Source organism: Streptomyces spinoverrucosus, from assembly GCF_006539505.1.
Lineage (GTDB): Bacteria > Actinomycetota > Actinomycetes > Streptomycetales > Streptomycetaceae > Streptomyces > Streptomyces spinoverrucosus.
The window spans coordinates 179,019-196,773 of sequence record NZ_BJND01000012.1 but is presented as its reverse complement, the minus strand read 5'-3'; the positions used below and the strand labels follow the sequence as shown (position 1 = coordinate 196,773).

Annotated in this window: 16 protein-coding genes; 7 read left to right on the top strand and 9 right to left on the bottom strand. The window is 70.7% G+C overall.

Features of this window, described 5'->3' with window-relative positions; all coding sequences use genetic code 11:
- Positions 1-45: 45 nt before the first annotated feature.
- The 6 genes from SSP24_RS09175 to SSP24_RS09150 all read right to left on the bottom strand — a co-directional run bounded on the left by SSP24_RS09175 (position 46) and on the right by SSP24_RS09150 (position 8,398).
- Complete coding sequence (locus SSP24_RS09175; RefSeq protein ID WP_141308729.1) at positions 46-1,146, bottom strand: calcium:cation antiporter; 1,101 nt, start codon at positions 1,144-1,146, stop codon at positions 46-48.
- A 176-nt stretch (positions 1,147-1,322) separates the two neighbouring features.
- Positions 1,323-2,324 carry a TerC/Alx family metal homeostasis membrane protein gene (locus SSP24_RS09170; protein ID WP_174864631.1) on the bottom strand — a complete coding sequence of 334 codons (1,002 nt, stop codon included), beginning with the start codon at positions 2,322-2,324 and terminating at the stop codon, positions 1,323-1,325.
- A gap of 230 nt (positions 2,325-2,554) precedes the next feature.
- Positions 2,555-4,546: a TerD family protein gene (locus tag SSP24_RS09165; RefSeq protein WP_141308725.1), complete on the bottom strand. Its 1,992-nt coding sequence runs from the start codon at positions 4,544-4,546 to the stop codon at positions 2,555-2,557.
- Positions 4,547-4,601: 55 nt separating this feature from the next.
- The gene (locus tag SSP24_RS09160; protein ID WP_141308723.1) at positions 4,602-5,180 is read right to left on the bottom strand and encodes a TerD family protein; all 579 of its coding nucleotides are present in this window, start codon (positions 5,178-5,180) and stop codon (positions 4,602-4,604) included.
- 160 nt (positions 5,181-5,340) lie between these two features.
- Positions 5,341-7,491 (bottom strand): excinuclease ABC subunit UvrB, encoded by a 2,151-nt coding sequence (gene uvrB / locus SSP24_RS09155; protein ID WP_141308721.1) that lies wholly within the window; start codon positions 7,489-7,491, stop codon positions 5,341-5,343.
- A gap of 40 nt (positions 7,492-7,531) precedes the next feature.
- Positions 7,532-8,398 carry an MHYT domain-containing protein gene (locus SSP24_RS09150; protein WP_141308719.1) on the bottom strand — a complete coding sequence of 289 codons (867 nt, stop codon included), beginning with the start codon at positions 8,396-8,398 and terminating at the stop codon, positions 7,532-7,534.
- Positions 8,399-8,709: 311 nt separating this feature from the next.
- Here SSP24_RS09150 and SSP24_RS09145 point away from each other — a divergent pair, with 311 nt between their 5' ends.
- Complete coding sequence (locus SSP24_RS09145) at positions 8,710-9,264, top strand: methylated-DNA--[protein]-cysteine S-methyltransferase (protein WP_141308717.1); 555 nt, start codon at positions 8,710-8,712, stop codon at positions 9,262-9,264.
- Positions 9,265-9,288: 24 nt separating this feature from the next.
- Here SSP24_RS09145 and SSP24_RS09140 read toward each other — a convergent pair whose 3' ends face one another.
- Entirely contained in the window at positions 9,289-9,717 is a 429-nt protein-coding gene (locus SSP24_RS09140; RefSeq protein WP_141308715.1) for a VOC family protein, read from the bottom strand.
- A 98-nt stretch (positions 9,718-9,815) separates the two neighbouring features.
- Between SSP24_RS09140 and SSP24_RS09135 the strand changes: the two genes are divergently transcribed.
- The 3 genes from SSP24_RS09135 to SSP24_RS09125 all read left to right on the top strand — a co-directional run bounded on the left by SSP24_RS09135 (position 9,816) and on the right by SSP24_RS09125 (position 13,057).
- On the top strand, positions 9,816-10,724 hold the full coding sequence (locus SSP24_RS09135; protein WP_167529547.1) for a pseudouridine-5'-phosphate glycosidase: 909 nt from the start codon (positions 9,816-9,818) through the stop codon (positions 10,722-10,724).
- Complete coding sequence (locus tag SSP24_RS09130) at positions 10,709-11,677, top strand: carbohydrate kinase family protein (protein ID WP_373306658.1); 969 nt, start codon at positions 10,709-10,711, stop codon at positions 11,675-11,677. The genes SSP24_RS09135 and SSP24_RS09130 overlap by 16 nt, the downstream gene beginning before the upstream one ends.
- 252 nt (positions 11,678-11,929) lie before the next feature.
- Positions 11,930-13,057 carry a magnesium and cobalt transport protein CorA gene (locus tag SSP24_RS09125; RefSeq protein WP_141308709.1) on the top strand — a complete coding sequence of 376 codons (1,128 nt, stop codon included), beginning with the start codon at positions 11,930-11,932 and terminating at the stop codon, positions 13,055-13,057.
- A gap of 31 nt (positions 13,058-13,088) precedes the next feature.
- Here SSP24_RS09125 and SSP24_RS09120 read toward each other — a convergent pair whose 3' ends face one another.
- Together SSP24_RS09120 and SSP24_RS09115 are read right to left on the bottom strand one after the other, a co-directional pair.
- Positions 13,089-13,517 (bottom strand): CBS domain-containing protein, encoded by a 429-nt coding sequence (locus SSP24_RS09120; protein WP_141308707.1) that lies wholly within the window; start codon positions 13,515-13,517, stop codon positions 13,089-13,091.
- 184 nt (positions 13,518-13,701) lie between these two features.
- On the bottom strand, positions 13,702-14,334 hold the full coding sequence (locus tag SSP24_RS09115; protein WP_141308705.1) for a nucleoside/nucleotide kinase family protein: 633 nt from the start codon (positions 14,332-14,334) through the stop codon (positions 13,702-13,704).
- Between the two features lie 89 nt (positions 14,335-14,423).
- On the opposite strand from SSP24_RS09115, the gene SSP24_RS09110 reads away from it, so the two are divergent.
- The 3 genes from SSP24_RS09110 to SSP24_RS09100 all read left to right on the top strand — a co-directional run bounded on the left by SSP24_RS09110 (position 14,424) and on the right by SSP24_RS09100 (position 17,400).
- Entirely contained in the window at positions 14,424-15,158 is a 735-nt protein-coding gene (locus SSP24_RS09110) for a DUF2293 domain-containing protein (RefSeq protein ID WP_141308703.1), read from the top strand.
- Between the two features lie 166 nt (positions 15,159-15,324).
- Positions 15,325-15,804: an anthrone oxygenase family protein gene (locus tag SSP24_RS09105; protein ID WP_141308701.1), complete on the top strand. Its 480-nt coding sequence runs from the start codon at positions 15,325-15,327 to the stop codon at positions 15,802-15,804.
- Positions 15,805-15,912: 108 nt separating this feature from the next.
- Positions 15,913-17,400, top strand: coding sequence for a glutamate synthase subunit beta (locus tag SSP24_RS09100; protein ID WP_141308699.1), 1,488 nt, complete (start codon positions 15,913-15,915; stop codon positions 17,398-17,400).
- Positions 17,401-17,755: the final 355 nt, after the last annotated feature.

Genomic DNA, 17,755 nt, shown 5'->3' with positions numbered 1-17,755 from the left:
GGCTCGCCCCCTACCGGACTGCCGCACGCTACGGACTGCCACACGCTACGGATTGACCGCCAGTTCCAAGTACGCCGCCAGCAGCACCAGATGGACGCCTCCCTGCAGTGGAGTGGCCCGGCCCGGCACCACCGTCAGGGAGGCGACCACGACGGTCAGCGCGAGCAGCACCATGTGGGTGGCGCCGAGGCCGAGGATGAGTGGTCCGGAGAGCCAGATGGACGCCAGGGCGACCGCGGGGATGGTCAGGCCGATGCTGGCCATGGCGGAGCCGAGCGCGAGGTTGAGGCTGGTCTGCACCCGGTCACGGCGCGCGGCGCGCAGCGCGGCGATGGTTTCGGGGAGCAGCACCAGCAGCGCGATGATCACACCCACGACGGCGTGGTCCAGGCCGGCGGCCGCCACGCCCGACTCGATCGTCGGCGACACGCCCTTCGCCAGACCGACCACTCCGACCAGCGCGAGCAACAGCAGGCCCAGGCTGATCAAGGCGGTGCGGGTGGACGGGGCCGCGGCGTGGTCCTCCGCGGCGATCACCTTGCCCTGCCGGGTGATCGGGAGGAAGTAGTCGCGGTGCCGGACCGTCTGGGTCGCCACGAACAGGCCATAGAGGATCAGCGAGGACAGCGCGGCGAAGGTGAGCTGCACACCCGAGAACTCAGGGCCGGGCTTGCTCGTCGTGAACGTCGGCAGCACCAGGCTGAGCGTGGCCAGTGTGGCGACCGTCGCGAGGGCGGCGCCGGTGCCCTCGGGGTTGAAGACGGCCGTGCGGTGACGCAGGGAGGCCACCAGGAGGCTCAGGCCGACAATCCCGTTGCAGGTGATCATCACGGCCGCGAAGACCGTGTCTCTGGCCAGGGATGCGCTCTTGTCGCCGCCGTCCACCATGAGGGTGACGATCAGCGCGACCTCGATGACGGTGACGGCGACGGCGAGGATGAGAGAGCCGAAGGGTTCGCCGACCCGGTGAGCGACCACTTCGGCGTGGTGCACGGCGGCGAGGACCGCGCCCGCGAGGACGACCGTCATCAGAACGACGACCGCGCCCGGCACGTCCCGGCCCCAGGTGAAGATCAGCAGGACCGCCGCGAGCACCGGCACTACAGACGTCCACCCATGTGTGAGCGACCTGAGCCGAGCGATCATGCAGCGATCCTCGCAGACCTGCTCATACCCCGCATTCCAGTCGCACGACGCCCGCACGTCACAGTCATGGCCTCCTCGTCATAGTCGAAGCAGGAGTCGAACTCGAAGCAGAGGAGCGGTGCTCGGCACTTCACCGAGCACCGCTCCTGCGATGGTTGTCACTCTGCCCGGCGTGGTCAGACGTCGACGCTGTCCTTCGGAGCGTCTTCGCTGCGCTCCTGCGCCACCTCGGCCGCGGCCTGCTTCCGGGAGGCCATCAGGCTGGTGATCGTGGTGACGATCAGGACCGTGCAGATCACGCCGAGCGAGAACGGGATGCTGATCTCCGGGACATGGACCCCGGACTCGTGCAGCGCGTGCAGCACCAGCTTGACGCCGATGAAGCCGAGGATGATCGACAGGCCGTACGACAGGTGGACCAGCTTCTTCAGCAGGCCGCCGATGAGGAAGTACAGCTGCCTGAGGCCCATCAGCGCGAAGGCGTTCGCGGTGAAGACGATGTACGGGTCCTGCGTGAGGCCGAAGATCGCCGGGATGGAGTCGAGCGCGAACAGCACGTCCGTGGTGCCGATGGCCAGCATCACGACCAGCATCGGGGTCATGACCCGCTTGCCGTTCTGCTGGATCCACAGCTTGGTGCCGTGGTAGCTGTCCGCGACCCCGAAGCGGCGCTCGGCGGCCTTGAGCAGCTTGTTCTCCTCGTACTCCTCGTCCTCCGCGTCGGCCCGGGCCTCCTGGATCAGCTTCCAGGCGGTCCAGATCAGGAAGGCGCCGAAGAGGTAGAACACCCACGAGAAGCTGGCGATGATCGCGGCACCCGCGGCGATGAAGATCGCGCGCAGCACCAGGGCTATGAGGACGCCGATGAGGAGCACCCGCTGCTGGTACTGCGAGGGCACGGCGAACTTCGCCATGATCAGGACGAAGACGAAGAGGTTGTCGACACTCAGCGACTTCTCGGTGATGAAGCCGGCGAAGAACTCACCGGCGGGCTGGCCGCCACCGAAGACGAGCAGGCCGAGGCCGAAGAGACAGGCCAGGACGATCCAGACGACGGTCCAGATCCCGGCTTCCTTGATCGATACGTCGTGGGGCTTGCGTCCGATGAAGAAGTCGACCGCGATAAGCGCGGCGAGTCCCACGATGGTCAGGACCCAAAGGGTCACAGAAACTTCCACTGCGCCTCCGGCAGTACGTAACGGCGAACGGTCAGTCAGCGTCGTCGCTGCCGGAGGTCTCTTCCACCCATAAGTGGGCCGACGCCCCGGGATCTGGCCTGATCCGTATTGACGGGTACGTCGCAGTAGTCAGGGAGTACTCCCCTCCGTACGGAGAACAGTACCCCAATCACCAAGGAAAGGTAAAGCAGTTGGCAAAGGGATGCTCAAATCCCCTGCTCAGCATGGCTTTACCGATGCTTGGTGCGGGCTGCGGCGACCTGGTCGAGCACCCGCTGGAGCACCTGACTGCCGGGCGGCACCAGCGACGGCTCGTACGTCCAGGCGTGCCCCACCCACGGGTCGGCGAGATGGTCGTCGGGCACCGGAGTCAGTCGCAGCAGGGAACGCCACAGCGGGTCGAGCAGCGGCCCGTACGCGGCGGCGTCCTCACGGTCCGCGACCATCATGAGGTGGACGCCGACGGCCGGGCCCTCGTCGGCCAGGTAGCGCAGCTGCGTGACGGCCCGGTCGTCGAAGCCGTGCGGGAAGTCGTTGACCACCAGCAGGTTCTGGGACGTGTCGAAGCCCGGCGGGAGGGCGTCGGCCGCGCCGCCACGCACCGCCATCTGCACCAGGTCGACCCGCTGGGTGAGCTTGCCCAGGACATCCGCCACCCCCGCGGCACCGACCGCGGGCGGGGCCGCGAGCACCCCGCTCTGCACCAGCGGTACCAGCGTCTGCGCTCCCGAACCGGCCGGGTCGATGACGTACACGGTGAACTCGCCCGCCGGATGGACGGCGAGCAGCCGCGCCACATGCGCCACCGCCGCCTCCATGGCCATGCGCCGCAGGTCGTGCGCGTCGTGGAACGAACCGTCGACGGACCCGGCACGACCGCTGTCGATCCACAGGCCCCGCTCCAGCGGCAGCCGGACCAGCATCGGTATCCGCACCTCGGCGCACTCCGGCAGATGCAGGTCGCCCAGGCGCAGGGCCATGGGCATCTCCATCGGCACGCGGTAGCCGTGCCAGACGGGGTTGTCCCAGCTGGCGTACGCCGGTGGCAGGGCCGGTTCGACGACGTCGGCCTCGGCGGCGAGCTGGGCGACGTCGCGGTCGAGGGCCTGCCGGGCCTCGTCGACGAGCCGACCGTGCCGGGCGCGGGCCTCCTCGCGCGCGGCGTCGGCCTGTCCGCCGATCCGGCTGCGCGGGTCTGACAGGACCTGCTCCAGCTCCTTGTCCATGCGCGACTCGGCGAAGTCGACGGCGCTGCGGTACGCGGCCGTGGTGCGGGCCAGGTCCTCGAACATGCCCCACACCTGGTTGTAGAGCCGCTCGTCCATGGACCAGCCGGTCGCGTCACCCGCGACGGGCTGAGCGGGCAGACCGGGCGCCGCAGCGGGCGCGGTCGGTGGGGGCGGGGGCGGTGCGGAGTTCCGGCGGCGTGGGTGGTTGTAGTCGATCGGGCCGCCCGCGGTGGGCGCGGACGGCTGGGTGGGGGCGGAGGGGTCGGTGGGCTCTGTATGGGCAGAGCCTCCGGGGTAGCCCGTACGTCCTCCCGTCGTGCCCTGCGGGGTCTGGGTGCCGTAGGGCGAGCCGCCGTGGTCCGGGCCCAGGGTGGGTGCGGCCGCCTGGCGGGTGCGGTCGCCGTCCGCCGTACGGGGCGGGGGTGCCGCCACCGAGCGGGCCATGCCCTGGGCGACGGCGTCGTGGATGGCGCCGGCGAGCTGGTGGGCCTGGGGCAGGCCCTGGTCGGTGAAGAGCTCGGCGAGGCCGCCGGCATAGCCCTGGCCGACGGCGCGCACCTTCCAGGCGCCCTGGCGGCGGTAGAGCTCCAGGGCGACGACAGCCGTCTCGGTTTCCAGCCCGGTGATGGTGTAGCTGGCGACCTCGGTGCCGTCGAGTCCGGTGACCGCGACGAAGGGGGCGGCCACGGCGCCGAAGCGGGCCGGTCCCCCGGCGCCGGTGGGCAGGGCGAGCAGCACATGGACGCGGTGCACGGCGTCCGGCATGGCGTCCAGGTCCACCGCGAGGCGATGGGCGGCGGCCGCCTGGCGGGGCACCTCCAGTCCGGGCAGGGTGGGTGCGCCCGGGTGGGCCACCCGCTCCGCGTCCGTGACCTTGCCCTGCTCGTCGCTGAGCGTGGCCGCGGCCACGATCGGCTTGCCGGCCGAGACCCTGATCTCCAGACGGGCCTGGGAGAGCGGGTGGTTCTGCCCCCGCACCAGCTCGGCCGTCATCGCCTCAATCCCCCTGTGTGGCTGTTGTTGTGTGCCGCTCGCCCGGTCCGCCGTCTCAGAGGAGCGGCAGGACCGACGGCATCAGGTCCTGGAAGGTACGGCCGTTGGCCGGGGTGCCGAGGGCCGTCATGGACCAGCCCGTGCCCGCGCGGTGCACCTTCGCCATGATCTGGGCCGTGTAGGCGCCGCCGCCGGCGAGCGTGTAGCGGGCGAGTTCCTGGCCGTTGGTCTCGTCGACGAGGCGGCAGAACGCGTTCTGCACCTCCTGGAACGTCTGGCCCGTGAAGGAGTTCACGGTGAAGACGATCTGGTCGATGTGGACCGGGAGGCGCTGCAGGTCGACGAGGATCGCCTCGTCGTCGCCGCCCTGGCCGACACCGCCGACGAGGTTGTCGCCGGTGTGGCGCACCGAGCCGTCGTCGCTCACCAGGTGGCGGAAGAAGACGACGTCGACCGGCTGCTTGTCCGCGAACAGGACGGCGGAGGCGTCAAGGTCGATCTCCCGGGTGCGCGAGCCGAACAGGCCGCGCCGCGGGGCCGCCTGCCAGCCGAGACCCATGCGCACCGCGGTCAGACTGCCTCCGTCGTTCTTCTGCAGACTGATGGCCTGACCCTTGGTCATGTTGACGGTCACGCGCTGATTCCCCTCTCGAGCATTCCCCTGTTGCCGCGAAGTCGCGGATGACCAGCACCCTACGCAGGGGCACTGACAGTGACGTACTCCCGTCCGCACTTTGTGTCGGTCTTGCAACACAGCGCATTCCCGGCGAGGTCACAGCGGTCCCATCGGCCCATCAGGCCAGGCCGGCCTCCCTCATCTGGCGCAGTTCCTTCTTCATCTCGGACACCTCGTCGCGCAGCCGTGCCGCGATCTCGAACTGCAGGTCCGCGGCGGCGGCGCGCATGCGCTCCGTCAACTCCTCGATCTGCTCGGCGAGTTCCGCGGCGGGGCGGTCGGTCGGCACGGTCTCCTTGGCCTTGCCCTTGGCGCGCTTGGTGGGCTTCGCGTCCTTGACCGCGTGGTCCTTCAGGGAGGGCACGGGGGCCCTTGTGCCGCGGCCGTCCTTGCGGGACTGGCGGTAACCCGTGCCGAGCAGCTGCTCGGTGTCGACGTCCTCGCGCGCGATCTGCGCGACGATGTCGTTGATCTTCTTGCGCAGTGGCTGGGGATCGACGCCGTTCGCCTTGTTGTACGCGACCTGCTTCTCCCGGCGGCGGTTGGTCTCCTCGATGGCCTTCTCCATCGCCGGGGTGATCTTGTCGGCGTACATGTGGACCTGGCCGGAGACGTTGCGCGCCGCGCGGCCGATGGTCTGGATCAGCGACGTGCCGGAGCGCAGGAAGCCCTCCTTGTCGGCGTCGAGGATCGCCACCAGGGAGACCTCGGGCAGGTCGAGGCCCTCCCTGAGGAGGTTGATGCCGACCAGCACGTCGAACTCGCCGGAGCGCAGTTCACGCAGCAGTTCGACGCGGCGCAGTGTGTCGACATCGCTGTGCAGATAGCGGACCTGGATACCGAGCTCCAGGAAGTAGTCGGTGAGGTCCTCGGCCATCTTCTTGGTGAGCGTGGTGACCAGTACGCGCTCGTCCTTCTCCACGCGGGTGCGGATCTCGTGCACCAGGTCGTCGATCTGTCCCTCGGTGGGCTTGACCACGACCTCGGGGTCGACCAGGCCGGTGGGGCGGATGATCTGCTCGACGACGCCGTCGGAGCGGGACATCTCGTACTGGCCCGGGGTGGCCGACAGGTAGACGGTCTGGCCGATGCGCTCCTGGAACTCCTCCCACTTCAGCGGGCGGTTGTCTAGGGCCGAGGGCAGCCGGAACCCGTGCTCCACGAGCGTGCGTTTGCGGGAGGCGTCGCCCTCGTACATGGCGCCGATCTGCGGCACGGTGACGTGCGACTCGTCGATGACGAGGAGGAAGTCCTCGGGGAAGTAGTCCAGCAGCGTGTTCGGCGGGGAGCCGGGGAGGCGGCCGTCGAAGTGCATCGAGTAGTTCTCCACGCCGGAGCAGGTGCCGATCTGGCGGAGCATCTCGATGTCGTACGTCGTGCGCATCCGCAGTCGCTGGGCCTCCAGGAGCTTGCCCTGCTTCTCCAGCTCGGCGAGCCGCTCTCCCAGTTCCTTCTCGATGTCGTTGATGGCCCGCTCCATGCGCTCGGGGCCCGCGACGTAGTGGGAGGCCGGGAAGACGTACAGCTGCTGGTCGTCGCTGACGATCTCGCCCGTGAGCGGGTGTAGGGTGGACAGCGCCTCGATCTCGTCGCCGAACATCTCGATGCGGACGGCCAGCTCCTCGTAGACCGGGAAGATCTCGATGGTGTCGCCGCGGACCCGGAAGGTGCCGCGGGCGAAGGCCATGTCGTTGCGCGTGTACTGGATGTCGACGAAGCGGCGCAGCAGCTGGTCGCGGTCGATCTCGTCGCCGACGCGGAGCGGGACCATGCGGTCGACGTACTCCTGCGGCGTACCGAGGCCGTAGATGCAGGACACCGAGGCGACCACGACGACGTCGCGGCGGGTGAGCAGCGAGTTGGTCGCCGAGTGGCGCAGGCGCTCGACCTCCTCGTTGATCGAGGAGTCCTTCTCGATGTAGGTGTCCGACTGCGGGACGTAGGCCTCGGGCTGGTAGTAGTCGTAGTACGAGACGAAGTATTCGACCGCGTTGTTCGGCAGCAGCTCGCGGAACTCGTTCGCCAGCTGGGCGGCCAGCGTCTTGTTCGGCGCCATCACCAGGGTGGGGCGCTGGAGCTTCTCGATCATCCACGCGGTGGTGGCGGACTTGCCGGTGCCGGTCGCGCCGAGGAGCACGACGTCCTTCTCGCCGGCTTCGATGCGCCGGGCGAGGTCGGCGATGGCCGTCGGCTGGTCGCCGCTCGGCTGGTAGGGGCTGACGACCTCGAAGGGCGCCACCGTGCGTTCGATGTTGGAAACGGGCCGCATGGAATCCACCGTACGACCCCGCACTGACAACGGGCTTCGATCAGCGGTTTTGCGGGGTGCGGGAACCGCTGCGGGCCGGGTGCCGGCGGGTGCGGAGCGCGAGTCGGCGGGTGGGGTGCGGCAGCGGCGCGTGGGCGGGGACGCCGGGCTTGGGCTCGGGGCGGGGCAGGGCGGGCCTGCCCATGACCATCAGCGGGTCGAACAGGACGACGACGCCCGCGAGGCACAGGAAGGCGAGCGGGCCGATCAGCATCGGGGCGAGCAGCGCGGCGGGCGAGTCGCCCGTGGCGGGGTCGGCGGTGCCGTGCAGGTGGACGCGGAGGGCGGCCATGCCCGTGTAGTGCATGCCGCTGACCGCGAGCCCCATGACGAGGCTGGCGCCCACGCTCCACAGGAACCCTCTGACCTGTCCGGCCGCCCACAGGGCGGCGGTGGCGGCGACCATGGCTATGAGGACGGAGGCGGCGACGGTGAGCGTGTTGTACTCCAGCTTTCCGTCCAGCCGCATGCCGGCCATGCCCAGGTAGTGCATGGACGCGATGCCGAGGCCGGTGATGGTGCCGCCGGTGAACAGGGCTGCGCCGGACGCGCCCCGATAGCCGACGATGAAGATCCCGATGCCCACCATCAGGATGGCGACGCCCAGGCTGGCGTAAGTCATCGGCTTGTCGTAGTGGATCGGGGCCTCCCGGACCGTGAAGCCCATCATCGCGATGAAGTGCATGGTCCAGATGCCGGAGCCGATCGCCATGGAGCCGAGGGCGAGCCAGCCCGGGCGCCAGGAGCCGGCCACCAGCAGGGATCTGGTGGTGCAGCGTAGGCCGAGGGCACCGCCGAGGCAGGCCATGACATAGGCCGCCAGCGGTGTGACGAGGCCGTAGCTGAATCCATCGACCGTCCCCTGCATGCGCGGCTGCCCTTCCGCCCCATTCCGTCCCGGAATTCCGTGAAATGCTCTCCCTCCCAGAACCGCCCGAGCGGTCAGGGTTGAGGCAGAGAGTATGACTCGCACCGGAATGGTCGAACGACTTTCCGGCAAAGAAACACGCCTCTGCCCCAGTTGTGCGGCACCGGTGAGCGGCCTCGGGCAACTCCATTCAATCTGTGTCCATCCTGTACCCCTGTGGCATTGACCCTCCGCTGTCAGGGCGGGGCTGTCCGTGATCCGTATGACGCGGACACCGCCGCGCTGTCAGTGGCGGGTCGTAGGGTGGGCGCATGGACAGCCATGGGCAGTACGAGCAGCAGGTCGTGTGGACCGTCGTCGCCGGCGACATCGGTCCGCTGCTGCTGGCCGCGACCGGCGAGGGCCTGGTCAACGTCGTCTTTCACGCCACGGACCCGGTGCGCGACAAGGCGCTGGCCCGGCTGGCGTCCCGGCTGGGCGCCGAGCCGGTCGAGGCACCCGGCTCCCCGCTGCTGGCCGAGGCGATACGTCAGGTCCAGGCCTACTTCGCGGGCAGGCGCCGCGACTTCGAGCTGCCCCTGGACTGGTCACTGATCTCGGGCTTCAACCGCCAGGTGCTGCGCGAGCTGGCGTCCGGCGTGCCGTACGGCACGGTCGTCGGGTACGGCGATCTGGCCGACCGGGTCGGTCAGCCCGGCGCGGCCCAGGCGGTGGGCACGGCGATGGGCGCCAACCCGCTCCCCGTGGTCGTGCCCTGCCACCGCGTCGTGGAGAGCGACGGCGGCATCGGCGGCTTCGGCGGCGGTCTGGAGACCAAGCGGAAGCTGCTGGCGCTGGAGGGCGTGCTGCCCGAGCCGCTGTTCTGAGACCGAGCGGCCCGGGCGTACGGCTCAGGCGTAGTGGCGTGCCTCGAAGAAGTTGCCGTCCGGATCACGGAAGTAGAAGTTGCGCCGGGCGTTGCCGCGGGCGCCGAAGGAGTCGTGGCCGATGTCCGTCAGGGGGACCGAGCGTTCCTGCAGGCGGTCGCGCAGGGCGTTGAAGTCGTCCTCGGACAGCGCGAGGCAGACGTGGTTCACGGGGTGCCCGGAGCTGTCCGGCGCACCGGGGAGCATCGTCATCCGCTCCGCCGCGGCGAGCGGCATCAGGTCGATGATCGTGTCGTCGTTGACGCGTACCGAGGGGAAGGGCACCTGTCCCGCGGCGAACTCGGTGAGCCTGACCGGCTCCAGGCCGACCGCCTTCTCGTAGAAGTCGGCGGCGGCGACCGGGTCACGCACCCAGAGGACGACGTGGTCAAGACGTGTCGTGTTGTCCGTCATGCCCCCAGGCTGGTGTCGTCCCGTAGCGGCCGCAAGGGTTTGACGGGGCACACCGCCCGCCAGAGATGAGGGAAGACCGACAGACAGGAGGCAGGCGCGTGACGCTGGTGGTGTCCGAAGAGGTGCGGGAGGCGGTCCACGCACGCCGGCCCGTGGTGGCCCTGGAGTCCACGATCATCGCGCACGGGCTGCCGCGTCCACGCAATCTGCGGGTGGCGCTGGAGCTGGAGGAGGCGGTACGGCAGGAGGGCGCCGTACCGGCCACGATCGCCGTGCTGGACGGGCAGCCGCGGGTCGGTCTGGACAAGGAGCAGCTGGAGCGGATCGCGAATGAGGAAGGCATCCGCAAGCTCGGCCACCGTGATCTGCCGCTCGCCGTGGCCGCCGGGGCCAGCGGGGCGACCACGGTGTCCGCGACCGCGCTGCTGGCGGCACTGGCGGGCGTACGGGTGTTCGCGACGGGCGGGCTCGGCGGGGTGCACCGGCAGTGGACGGTGACGCAGGACGAGTCGGCCGACCTCGGTCTGCTGGCGCGCACGCGGATCACGGTGGTGTGTGCGGGGGTGAAGTCGATCCTGGACGTGCCGGCGACGCTGCAGCGGCTGGAGACGCTGGGCGTGGCGGTGGCCGGGTACGGCACGGACCGCTTCCCCGGCTTCTACCTCTCGGACTCCGGGCATCCCGTGGACTGGACCCTGGACAGCCCGGAGCAGGTGGCCGACGTCATGCGGGCCCAGGACGCGCTCGGCGGGCCCGGATCGGCACTTGTCGTGGCCAACCCGGTGCCGGAGGCGGAGCAGCTGGATCCTGAGCTGCACGCGCGCGTGCTGGCCGACGCGCTGCACGCGTGCGAGGCGGAGGCGATCACCGGCCAGGCCGTCACGCCGTTCCTGCTCGACTATCTGGTACGGCACACCGAGGGTGCCTCGCTGAACGCCAACCTGGCGGCGGTGCGCGGCAACGTACGGCTGGCGGCGCGGATCGCGGCGGCCTGGGCCAGGGCGTGAGCGGGGCGGGGCCCGGCTCGCCGAGCGGTGCTCTGCTGGTCGTCGGGGATGTGGTGACGGACGTCGTCGCCCGGCACCGGGGACCGCTGGCAGGGGGCACGGACACGGCCGCCGTGATCCGGACGTTGCCCGGTGGCGCGGGCGCCAATGTGGCCTGCTGGGCGTCCCATTGGGGATGCGCGGACGTACGGCTGCTCGGGCGGGTGGGCTCGGACGCGGTGGCGTGGCACGAGCGGGCGCTGGCCGCGGCGGGGGTGCGTGCCCGCCTGGTGGTCGACCCGCAGGCGCCGACCGGGACGGTGATCTGCCTGGTGGACTCGGGCGCCGCGGCCGAGCGGACGTTCCTCACCGACAGTGGCGCCTCGTTGCGGCTCGATCCCGGTGACTGGTCGGACGTGCTGCTCGACGGCGTGGGGTGGCTGCATCTGTCCGGCTATCTGCTCTTCTCCGAACCGGGCCGGGCGCTGGTGGCGACGACCTTGACGTCGGCACGCGCGCGTGGGGTGCCGGTGAGCCTGGATCCGGCGTCGGCCGGGTTCCTCGCGGAGCTGGGAGTGGACCGCTTTCTGGCGTCCGTCGACGGCATGGAGGTCCTGCTGCCCAGCCGGGACGAGGCCTGCCTGCTCACCGGGTTGCCGGACGCGGCCGACGCAGCGGCGAAACTGAGCCGCCATGTCCCGCTCGTCGTGACCAAGCAGGGCGCGGACGGTGCGCTGGTGGCCCGTTCCGGCACCGTACGCGCCCGCGTCCCCGCCGTACCGGCGACGCCCCGGGACACGACGGGCGCCGGTGACGCGTTCACCGGCGCGTTCCTCGCCGCCTTGCTGGCGGGCGCGGAGCCGGAGGACGCGGCGGCGGAGGGATGCGCGGCGGGGGCGCGAGCGGTCGAACAGGTCGGCGGCAGGCCTCCGGTGGGCCCGGCCTCCGGTGGACGCAGGACCGCTATCCGCTGAGCCGCGGAACTCCCGACGGCCAGGCACTGCCCGCCCTCCGGCCGATACAGAGCCAGAGCCTCCGGCTGGGACCGGAACCGCCCTCCGCCCAAGAAGCATCCACGACGAAGGCACCAACTCCCGTTGTCCACAGCCGGGAACCAAGCGGAATGCGGGGTTTCCACAGGCTTACCCGCTGCTCACGCGGTCCTGGCACACTGGCGCGACAGGCGCAGGATTGCGGCGCGAGAGGATCCACGCAAGGAGATCCAGATGTCCATGGCAGGGAATCTGCGGAAGGTCACGGGCCTCGGCAGGGTCGGCGGCCTCCGCAAGGTGGCGCGACTGGCCCGGCGGGGCCGACGGGTCGACCTGAGCCACCCCGCACGGTCCCCGCTGGGCTCATCGGTGGTCAACTGCGTGGCCTACGAGGAGGGAGGCCGGCTTCCCCTCGGCGGTGACCTCGTCGACACTGTCGAGCGGGTGCGCAAGACTGGTTCGGGATTTGTGTGGCTGGGTTTGCACGAGCCGACGGACCAGGAGTTCGCCGGGATCGCCGAGCTGTTCGACCTGCATCCGCTGGCGGTCGAGGACGCGATCGAGGCCCACCAGCGCCCGAAGGTGGAGCGGTACGGCGAGACGCTGTTCGCGGTGTTCAAGACGGTCTGCTACGTCGAGCACGAGGAACTCACGGCGACCAGCGAGGTGGTGAACACCGGCGAGCTCATGGTGTTCGTCGGCCAGGACTTCGTGATCACGGTGCGGCACGGCCGGCACGGCTCGCTGGGCCCGTTGCGCGAGGAGCTGGAGGCCGACCCCAAGCAGCTCGCCAAGGGCCCGTCCGCGGTGCTGCACGCGGTCGCGGACCACGTCGTCGACGACTACCTCAGCGTCATCGACGCGGTGCAGGCCGATATCGAGCAGGTCGAGACGGACGTCTTCGCGGAGAACGGCGCACGCGCCGATCCGGGCCGCATCTACCAGCTCAAGCGGGAACTCCTGGAGCTGAAGCGGGCCGTGGTCCCGCTGAACCGGCCGCTGCTGGAGCTCGCCGACCGGCCGATGCGGGTGGTGGAGCCGGAGATACAGGCCTACTTCCGCGACGTGTCCGACCACCTGATGCGCGCGGGGGAACAGCTCGCCGGTTTCGACGAGCTGCTCAACTCGATCCTGCAAGCCCACCTCGCCCAGGTCACGGTCGCGCAGAACGAGGACATGCGGAAGATCACGGCCTGGGCCGCGATCATCGCCGTACCCACGATGGTCTGCGGGGTGTACGGCATGAACTTCGACCACATGCCCGAGCTGCACTGGAAATACGGCTACGGCATGGTCATCGGCGTCATATCCGTGGCCTGCTTCGCCCTGTACCGCGGATTCCGGCGCAACGGCTGGCTGTGACCGCCCGGGTGTGGGTAAGGCGGGCCGGCGGTCAGCGGCTTGCGCTCCTGGCGTAGACGCGTTCCGCCCAGGCGCCGATCTGATCCTCCGTCAGATGCTGGGCGAGATCGGCCTCGCTGATCATGCCGACCAGGCGCTTGTTCTCGATGACGGGCAGCCTGCGGATCTGGTGGTCCTCCATCTCCTGGAGCACCTCGCTGACATCGGCGTTAGCGTCGATCCAGCGCGGTGTGCCCTTGGCCATCTCGCCCGCGGTGACCTTGGACGGGTCGTGGCCCATGGCCACACAGCCGACCACGATGTCGCGGTCGGTGAGGATGCCGCAGAGCCGTTCGTTCTGGTCACTGATGGGCAGGGCTCCGACGTTGAGCTCACGCATCAGCTGGGCGGCGCGGTCTAGGGTCTGGTGCGCGGGGATCCACTGGGCGCCCCGGTGCATGATCTCTCCGGCAGTGGTCATGGAGTACCTCCCGGTGCCGGACGGCCGGCGCGGCGCGGGACGCACCGCTGGTACCGGCGCCCTTCATTCTCGTCGGGTCGCCCGGCGCACGCACCTGGGGCGGCGGTCAGGCGGAGAAACCGATGATCTTCTGCGGTAGCTGATGCGCGGGTCGCGGCGGAGGGGAATCCGATCGGCGCTCCGGTCAGCCGCGCCACGCCGGGCGGCGCGGATCGTCGGCGCGGACGAGGACGTCGGCGGTGCCGGCGGGGTCGGTCTCGTCCTCGTAGCGCTCGAAGGCGGGGAGGGTCCAGTGCTCGGCCTGCGGGGTGCGGCGGCGCAGGGCGCCCGGGGAGAGGAGGAGATGAACACTCAGGTCGAAGGGGAACCAGTGGCGCAGGAGGAGGGGGCCATGCAGCAACAGCATGCCGCCGGGCGGCAGTTGGACGTACGGGCTGCGGGTGGCGCGGTCGGTGACCGGGTCCAGAAGGTCGGGCAGGACGCGACCGTCGCCGCCGGGTTCGAGGGGGCCGAACACCTCGCGCCACAGGGCGCCGGTGTCGAACCAGCCGTCGTAGTAGGCGTCCACGTCCTGGTGCCCGTGCTCCAGACGGACAGAGGCCGGGCGCAGGAAGCCTTCCGTGCCGACGACCAGGGACGGGCGGCCGCGTATGCGCAGGGCCTCGTGGACGCGTGCGGCGAGGTCTCCCGGGGCGGCCGCCGGGGCGCCGTCGAAGGCGATGCGTGGCCAGGGGCTGCCGTCGGCCGGCTTCAGGTCGAGCAGGCGTTCGGCGAGGCGGTCGACGAGCCGGTCCCAGGTGATCGCTTCGAGTCGCACATGACCATGATTACGGATGCGGGGGAGGTGGAGGACATGACAGACGCGCGGGGGCGTGGAGGGCGTGGAGCCGTGGGAATGAAGCGGATATGGCAGTGCGTGTGACTCCCTCGTCCTCCGGCGAGGGCGAGATCAGACCCCTCACCGGTTCCCGTACCGCTCCTGTCGTCATCCAGCCACTGAAGAAGAAGCGCTGCGCCAAGTGCCGGCGTGGGCCGCTGTCCCTGCTCGTCATCGAGGACGGGGTACCGCGGTGCCTCGACTGTGCCGACCTCGGCCATCTGGTGTTCCTGCCGCGCGGCGACACCGCGCTGACGCGCAGGGCACGGGAGGAGAGTTCGCTGTCGGTGGTCGTCGTGCGGTTCAACCGGCGCAAGAGCCGTTACGAGCGGCAGGGCGTCCTCGTCGAGGAGGCGGGGCTCGCCCGGGCCGAGGAACGGTGCCTGGCGGACGCGGAGGCCCGGCGGCGGCGCCGGGCGCGGGACGCACAGCGCAGGGCGATGGAGGACGCGCAGTTCGCGGAGGCGTTCACGGCGGAGATCCTGCGGCTGTTTCCCGGGTGCCCACCGGAGCGGGCGCGGGCGATCGCGGCGTACGCGTCCCTGCGGGGCAGTGGGCGCGTGGGGCGGACGGCGGCCGGGCGGGCGTTGACGGAGGGGGCGGTGACGTCGGCGGTAGTGGCGGCGGTGCGGCATGTGGACACGCCGTATGACCAGCTGCTGATGAGTGGGGTGCCCAGATACGAGGCGCGGCGGAGGATAGCGGCGACCGTGGAGGCGGTGCTGCGGGAGTGGCGGGACGTGGGGCTCGACTCCGTCGGGTGAGGGCCCCGGGCTCGGCACGGGCCGGGGTAGGGCCCGGGTCTGGAGCGTATGGGGCTGCGGCGTTGAGAAATGGTCCGGGTCGGTGGGCCGGGATTCACTGATGGGGAATGGGCATGACCGGTGTGCTGGGCGGTGGCCCGGCCGGAGAGTGGGAGGAGTGGGTGACGTGATCGACGGGCCGTACTTCGTGCTGACGGTCGTGGGGCTGGTCGGGGCCGGGCTGGTGGCCGGGGTGTTCTGCGCCTTCTCGACGTTCGTGATGCAGGCGCTCGCCGCGCTGCCGCCCGCGCAGGGCGTCGCCGCGATGAAGGCGATCAATGTGCAGGCGTTGCGGCCGGGCTTCATGATCGTGTTCCTGGGGTCGACGCTGCTGTGCGCGGTGATAGCCGTGGTGACGTTCGTGCTGTGGCCGGACGAGGGGGCGGTGGAGCTGCTGGTGGGCAGCGCGCTGTATCTGTTCGGGTGCTTCGGGGTGACCGTGCTCGCGAACGTGCCGCGCAACAACGCGCTGGTCACAGTGGACGCGGGCACCGCTGAGGCGGCCGCGTACTGGCCGACGTACGTGCGCCAGTGGACGGCGTGGAACCACGTCCGGACGGTCGCCGCGGCCGGCGCGGTGGTGGCGTACGTGCTGGCCCTGGCGTGAGGCGCCGGGCGGGGGCTCTGCACAGGTGGCGGACGGGACGTATCGTGGCCGAAAGGGTGCCGCCGATGACGCACGGCCCGTCGTACCCCTATGCAAGGAAAACCGGCCATGGCCGATCCCAAGGGTTTCATGACCACCCCCCGCCAGGACTGGCCTCGCCGGCCGGTCGAGGAGCGGGTGCGGGACTGGAACGAGGTCTACGTCCCGGGGGCACTGCTGCCCATCATCAACCAGCAGGCGGACCGCTGCATGGACTGCGGCATACCGTTCTGCCACGACGCCTGTCCGCTGGGCAATCTGATCCCGGAGTGGAACGACCTGGTCTCCCGGGACGACTGGCGGGCGGCGAGCGACCGGTTGCACGCCACGAACAACTTCCCCGAGTTCACGGGGCGGTTGTGTCCGGCGCCGTGCGAGGCCGGGTGCGTGCTCGCCATCAACCAGCCGGCGGTCACCATCAAGAACGTCGAGTGCGCGATCGCCGACCGGGCCTGGGAGGAGGGTTTCGCGCCGCCGAGTCCGCCGGAGCGGCTGAGCGGGCGGACGGTCGCGGTGATCGGGTCGGGGCCCACGGGACTGGCGGCGGCACAGCAGCTGACGCGGGCGGGGCACACCGTCGCCGTGTACGAGAAGGACGACCGGCTCGGCGGGCTGATGCGGTACGGGATCCCCGAGTTCAAGATGGAGAAGCACCATCTGGAACGGCGGCTGGAGCAGATGCGGGCCGAGGGGACCAAGTTCCGTACGTCGACGGCGGTCGGGCGGGACATCGGGGCGGCGGAGCTGCGGTCGCGGTACGACGCCGTGGTGATCGCGACCGGGGCGACGGCGTGGCGTGAACTTCCCGTGCCGGGGCGGGAGTTGGCCGGTGTGCATCAGGCGATGGAGTATCTGCCGCTGGCCAATCGGGTCTGTGAGGGCGATCTGGAGGTCTCGCCGCTGTCGGCGGCCGGGAAGCATGTCGTGATCGTCGGGGGTGGTGACACGGGGGCGGACTGTCTGGGGACGGCGGTACGGGAAGGTGCGGCGTCGGTGACGCAGCTGGACATCTACGCGCAGCCGGGGGCCGGGCGGGACGAGGATGCGGAGCCCTGGCCGACGTACCCGAAGATCTACCGGCTCTCGGCGGCACACGAGGAGGCGCGCGATCTGCGGACCGCGCCGGCGGCGGATGCGGACGCGCGGTTGTTCGCGGCGTCGACGCTCCACTTCACAGGGGACGCGCAGGGGCATGTGCGGTGGCTGAACCTGGTCGAGGTCGACGCACAGCGACGTCCGGTGTCCGGCACCGAGCGCACACTGCCCGCCGACCTCGTACTACTCGCGCTCGGCTTCTCCGGGCCCGACCGGGAGGACGGGCTCATCGACCAACTGGGGCTGGAGCTGGAGCCGCGCGGCACGATCACACGGGACGCCGAGTTCGCGACGAACGTCCCCGGCGTGTTCGCCGCGGGTGACGCGGCGCGGGGCCAGTCGCTCATCGTGTGGGCGATCGCGGAGGGGCGGGCGGTGGCAGCGGCGGTCGACCGCCATCTGACGGGGAGCTCGGAGCTACCGGCGCCTATTGGGCCGTATGACCGGCCGATGGTGGTGTGAGGGGGCGGCTGGCGGTTTGGGGGCTGGTGGGTTCGGGGGCGGTGGGTTCGAAGGGCTGGCGGCCTCCGGGGGTCCGGCGGGGCCCCGGAGGCAGGCGGCTTCGGCGGGCTCCGGAGGCAGGCGGGTTCGGCACCGCCGGGACGCGCCGTGGGGATTGAGCGCCGTGGCGGCGGAGCCAGGTGGACGGTGAGACGAGGCGAAGCAGTGAGGCGCACCGCCCGATCCTGACCGGACAGCACACCTGGCCAGCACACGTGGCCACCGCACCAGGCCACCCACGCGCCACGGCCACCGGCGCCAAAGGCGCGCCCCCGGATAGTGCCGGTCGCCGTAGCCACCCGCGCCACGGCAACCG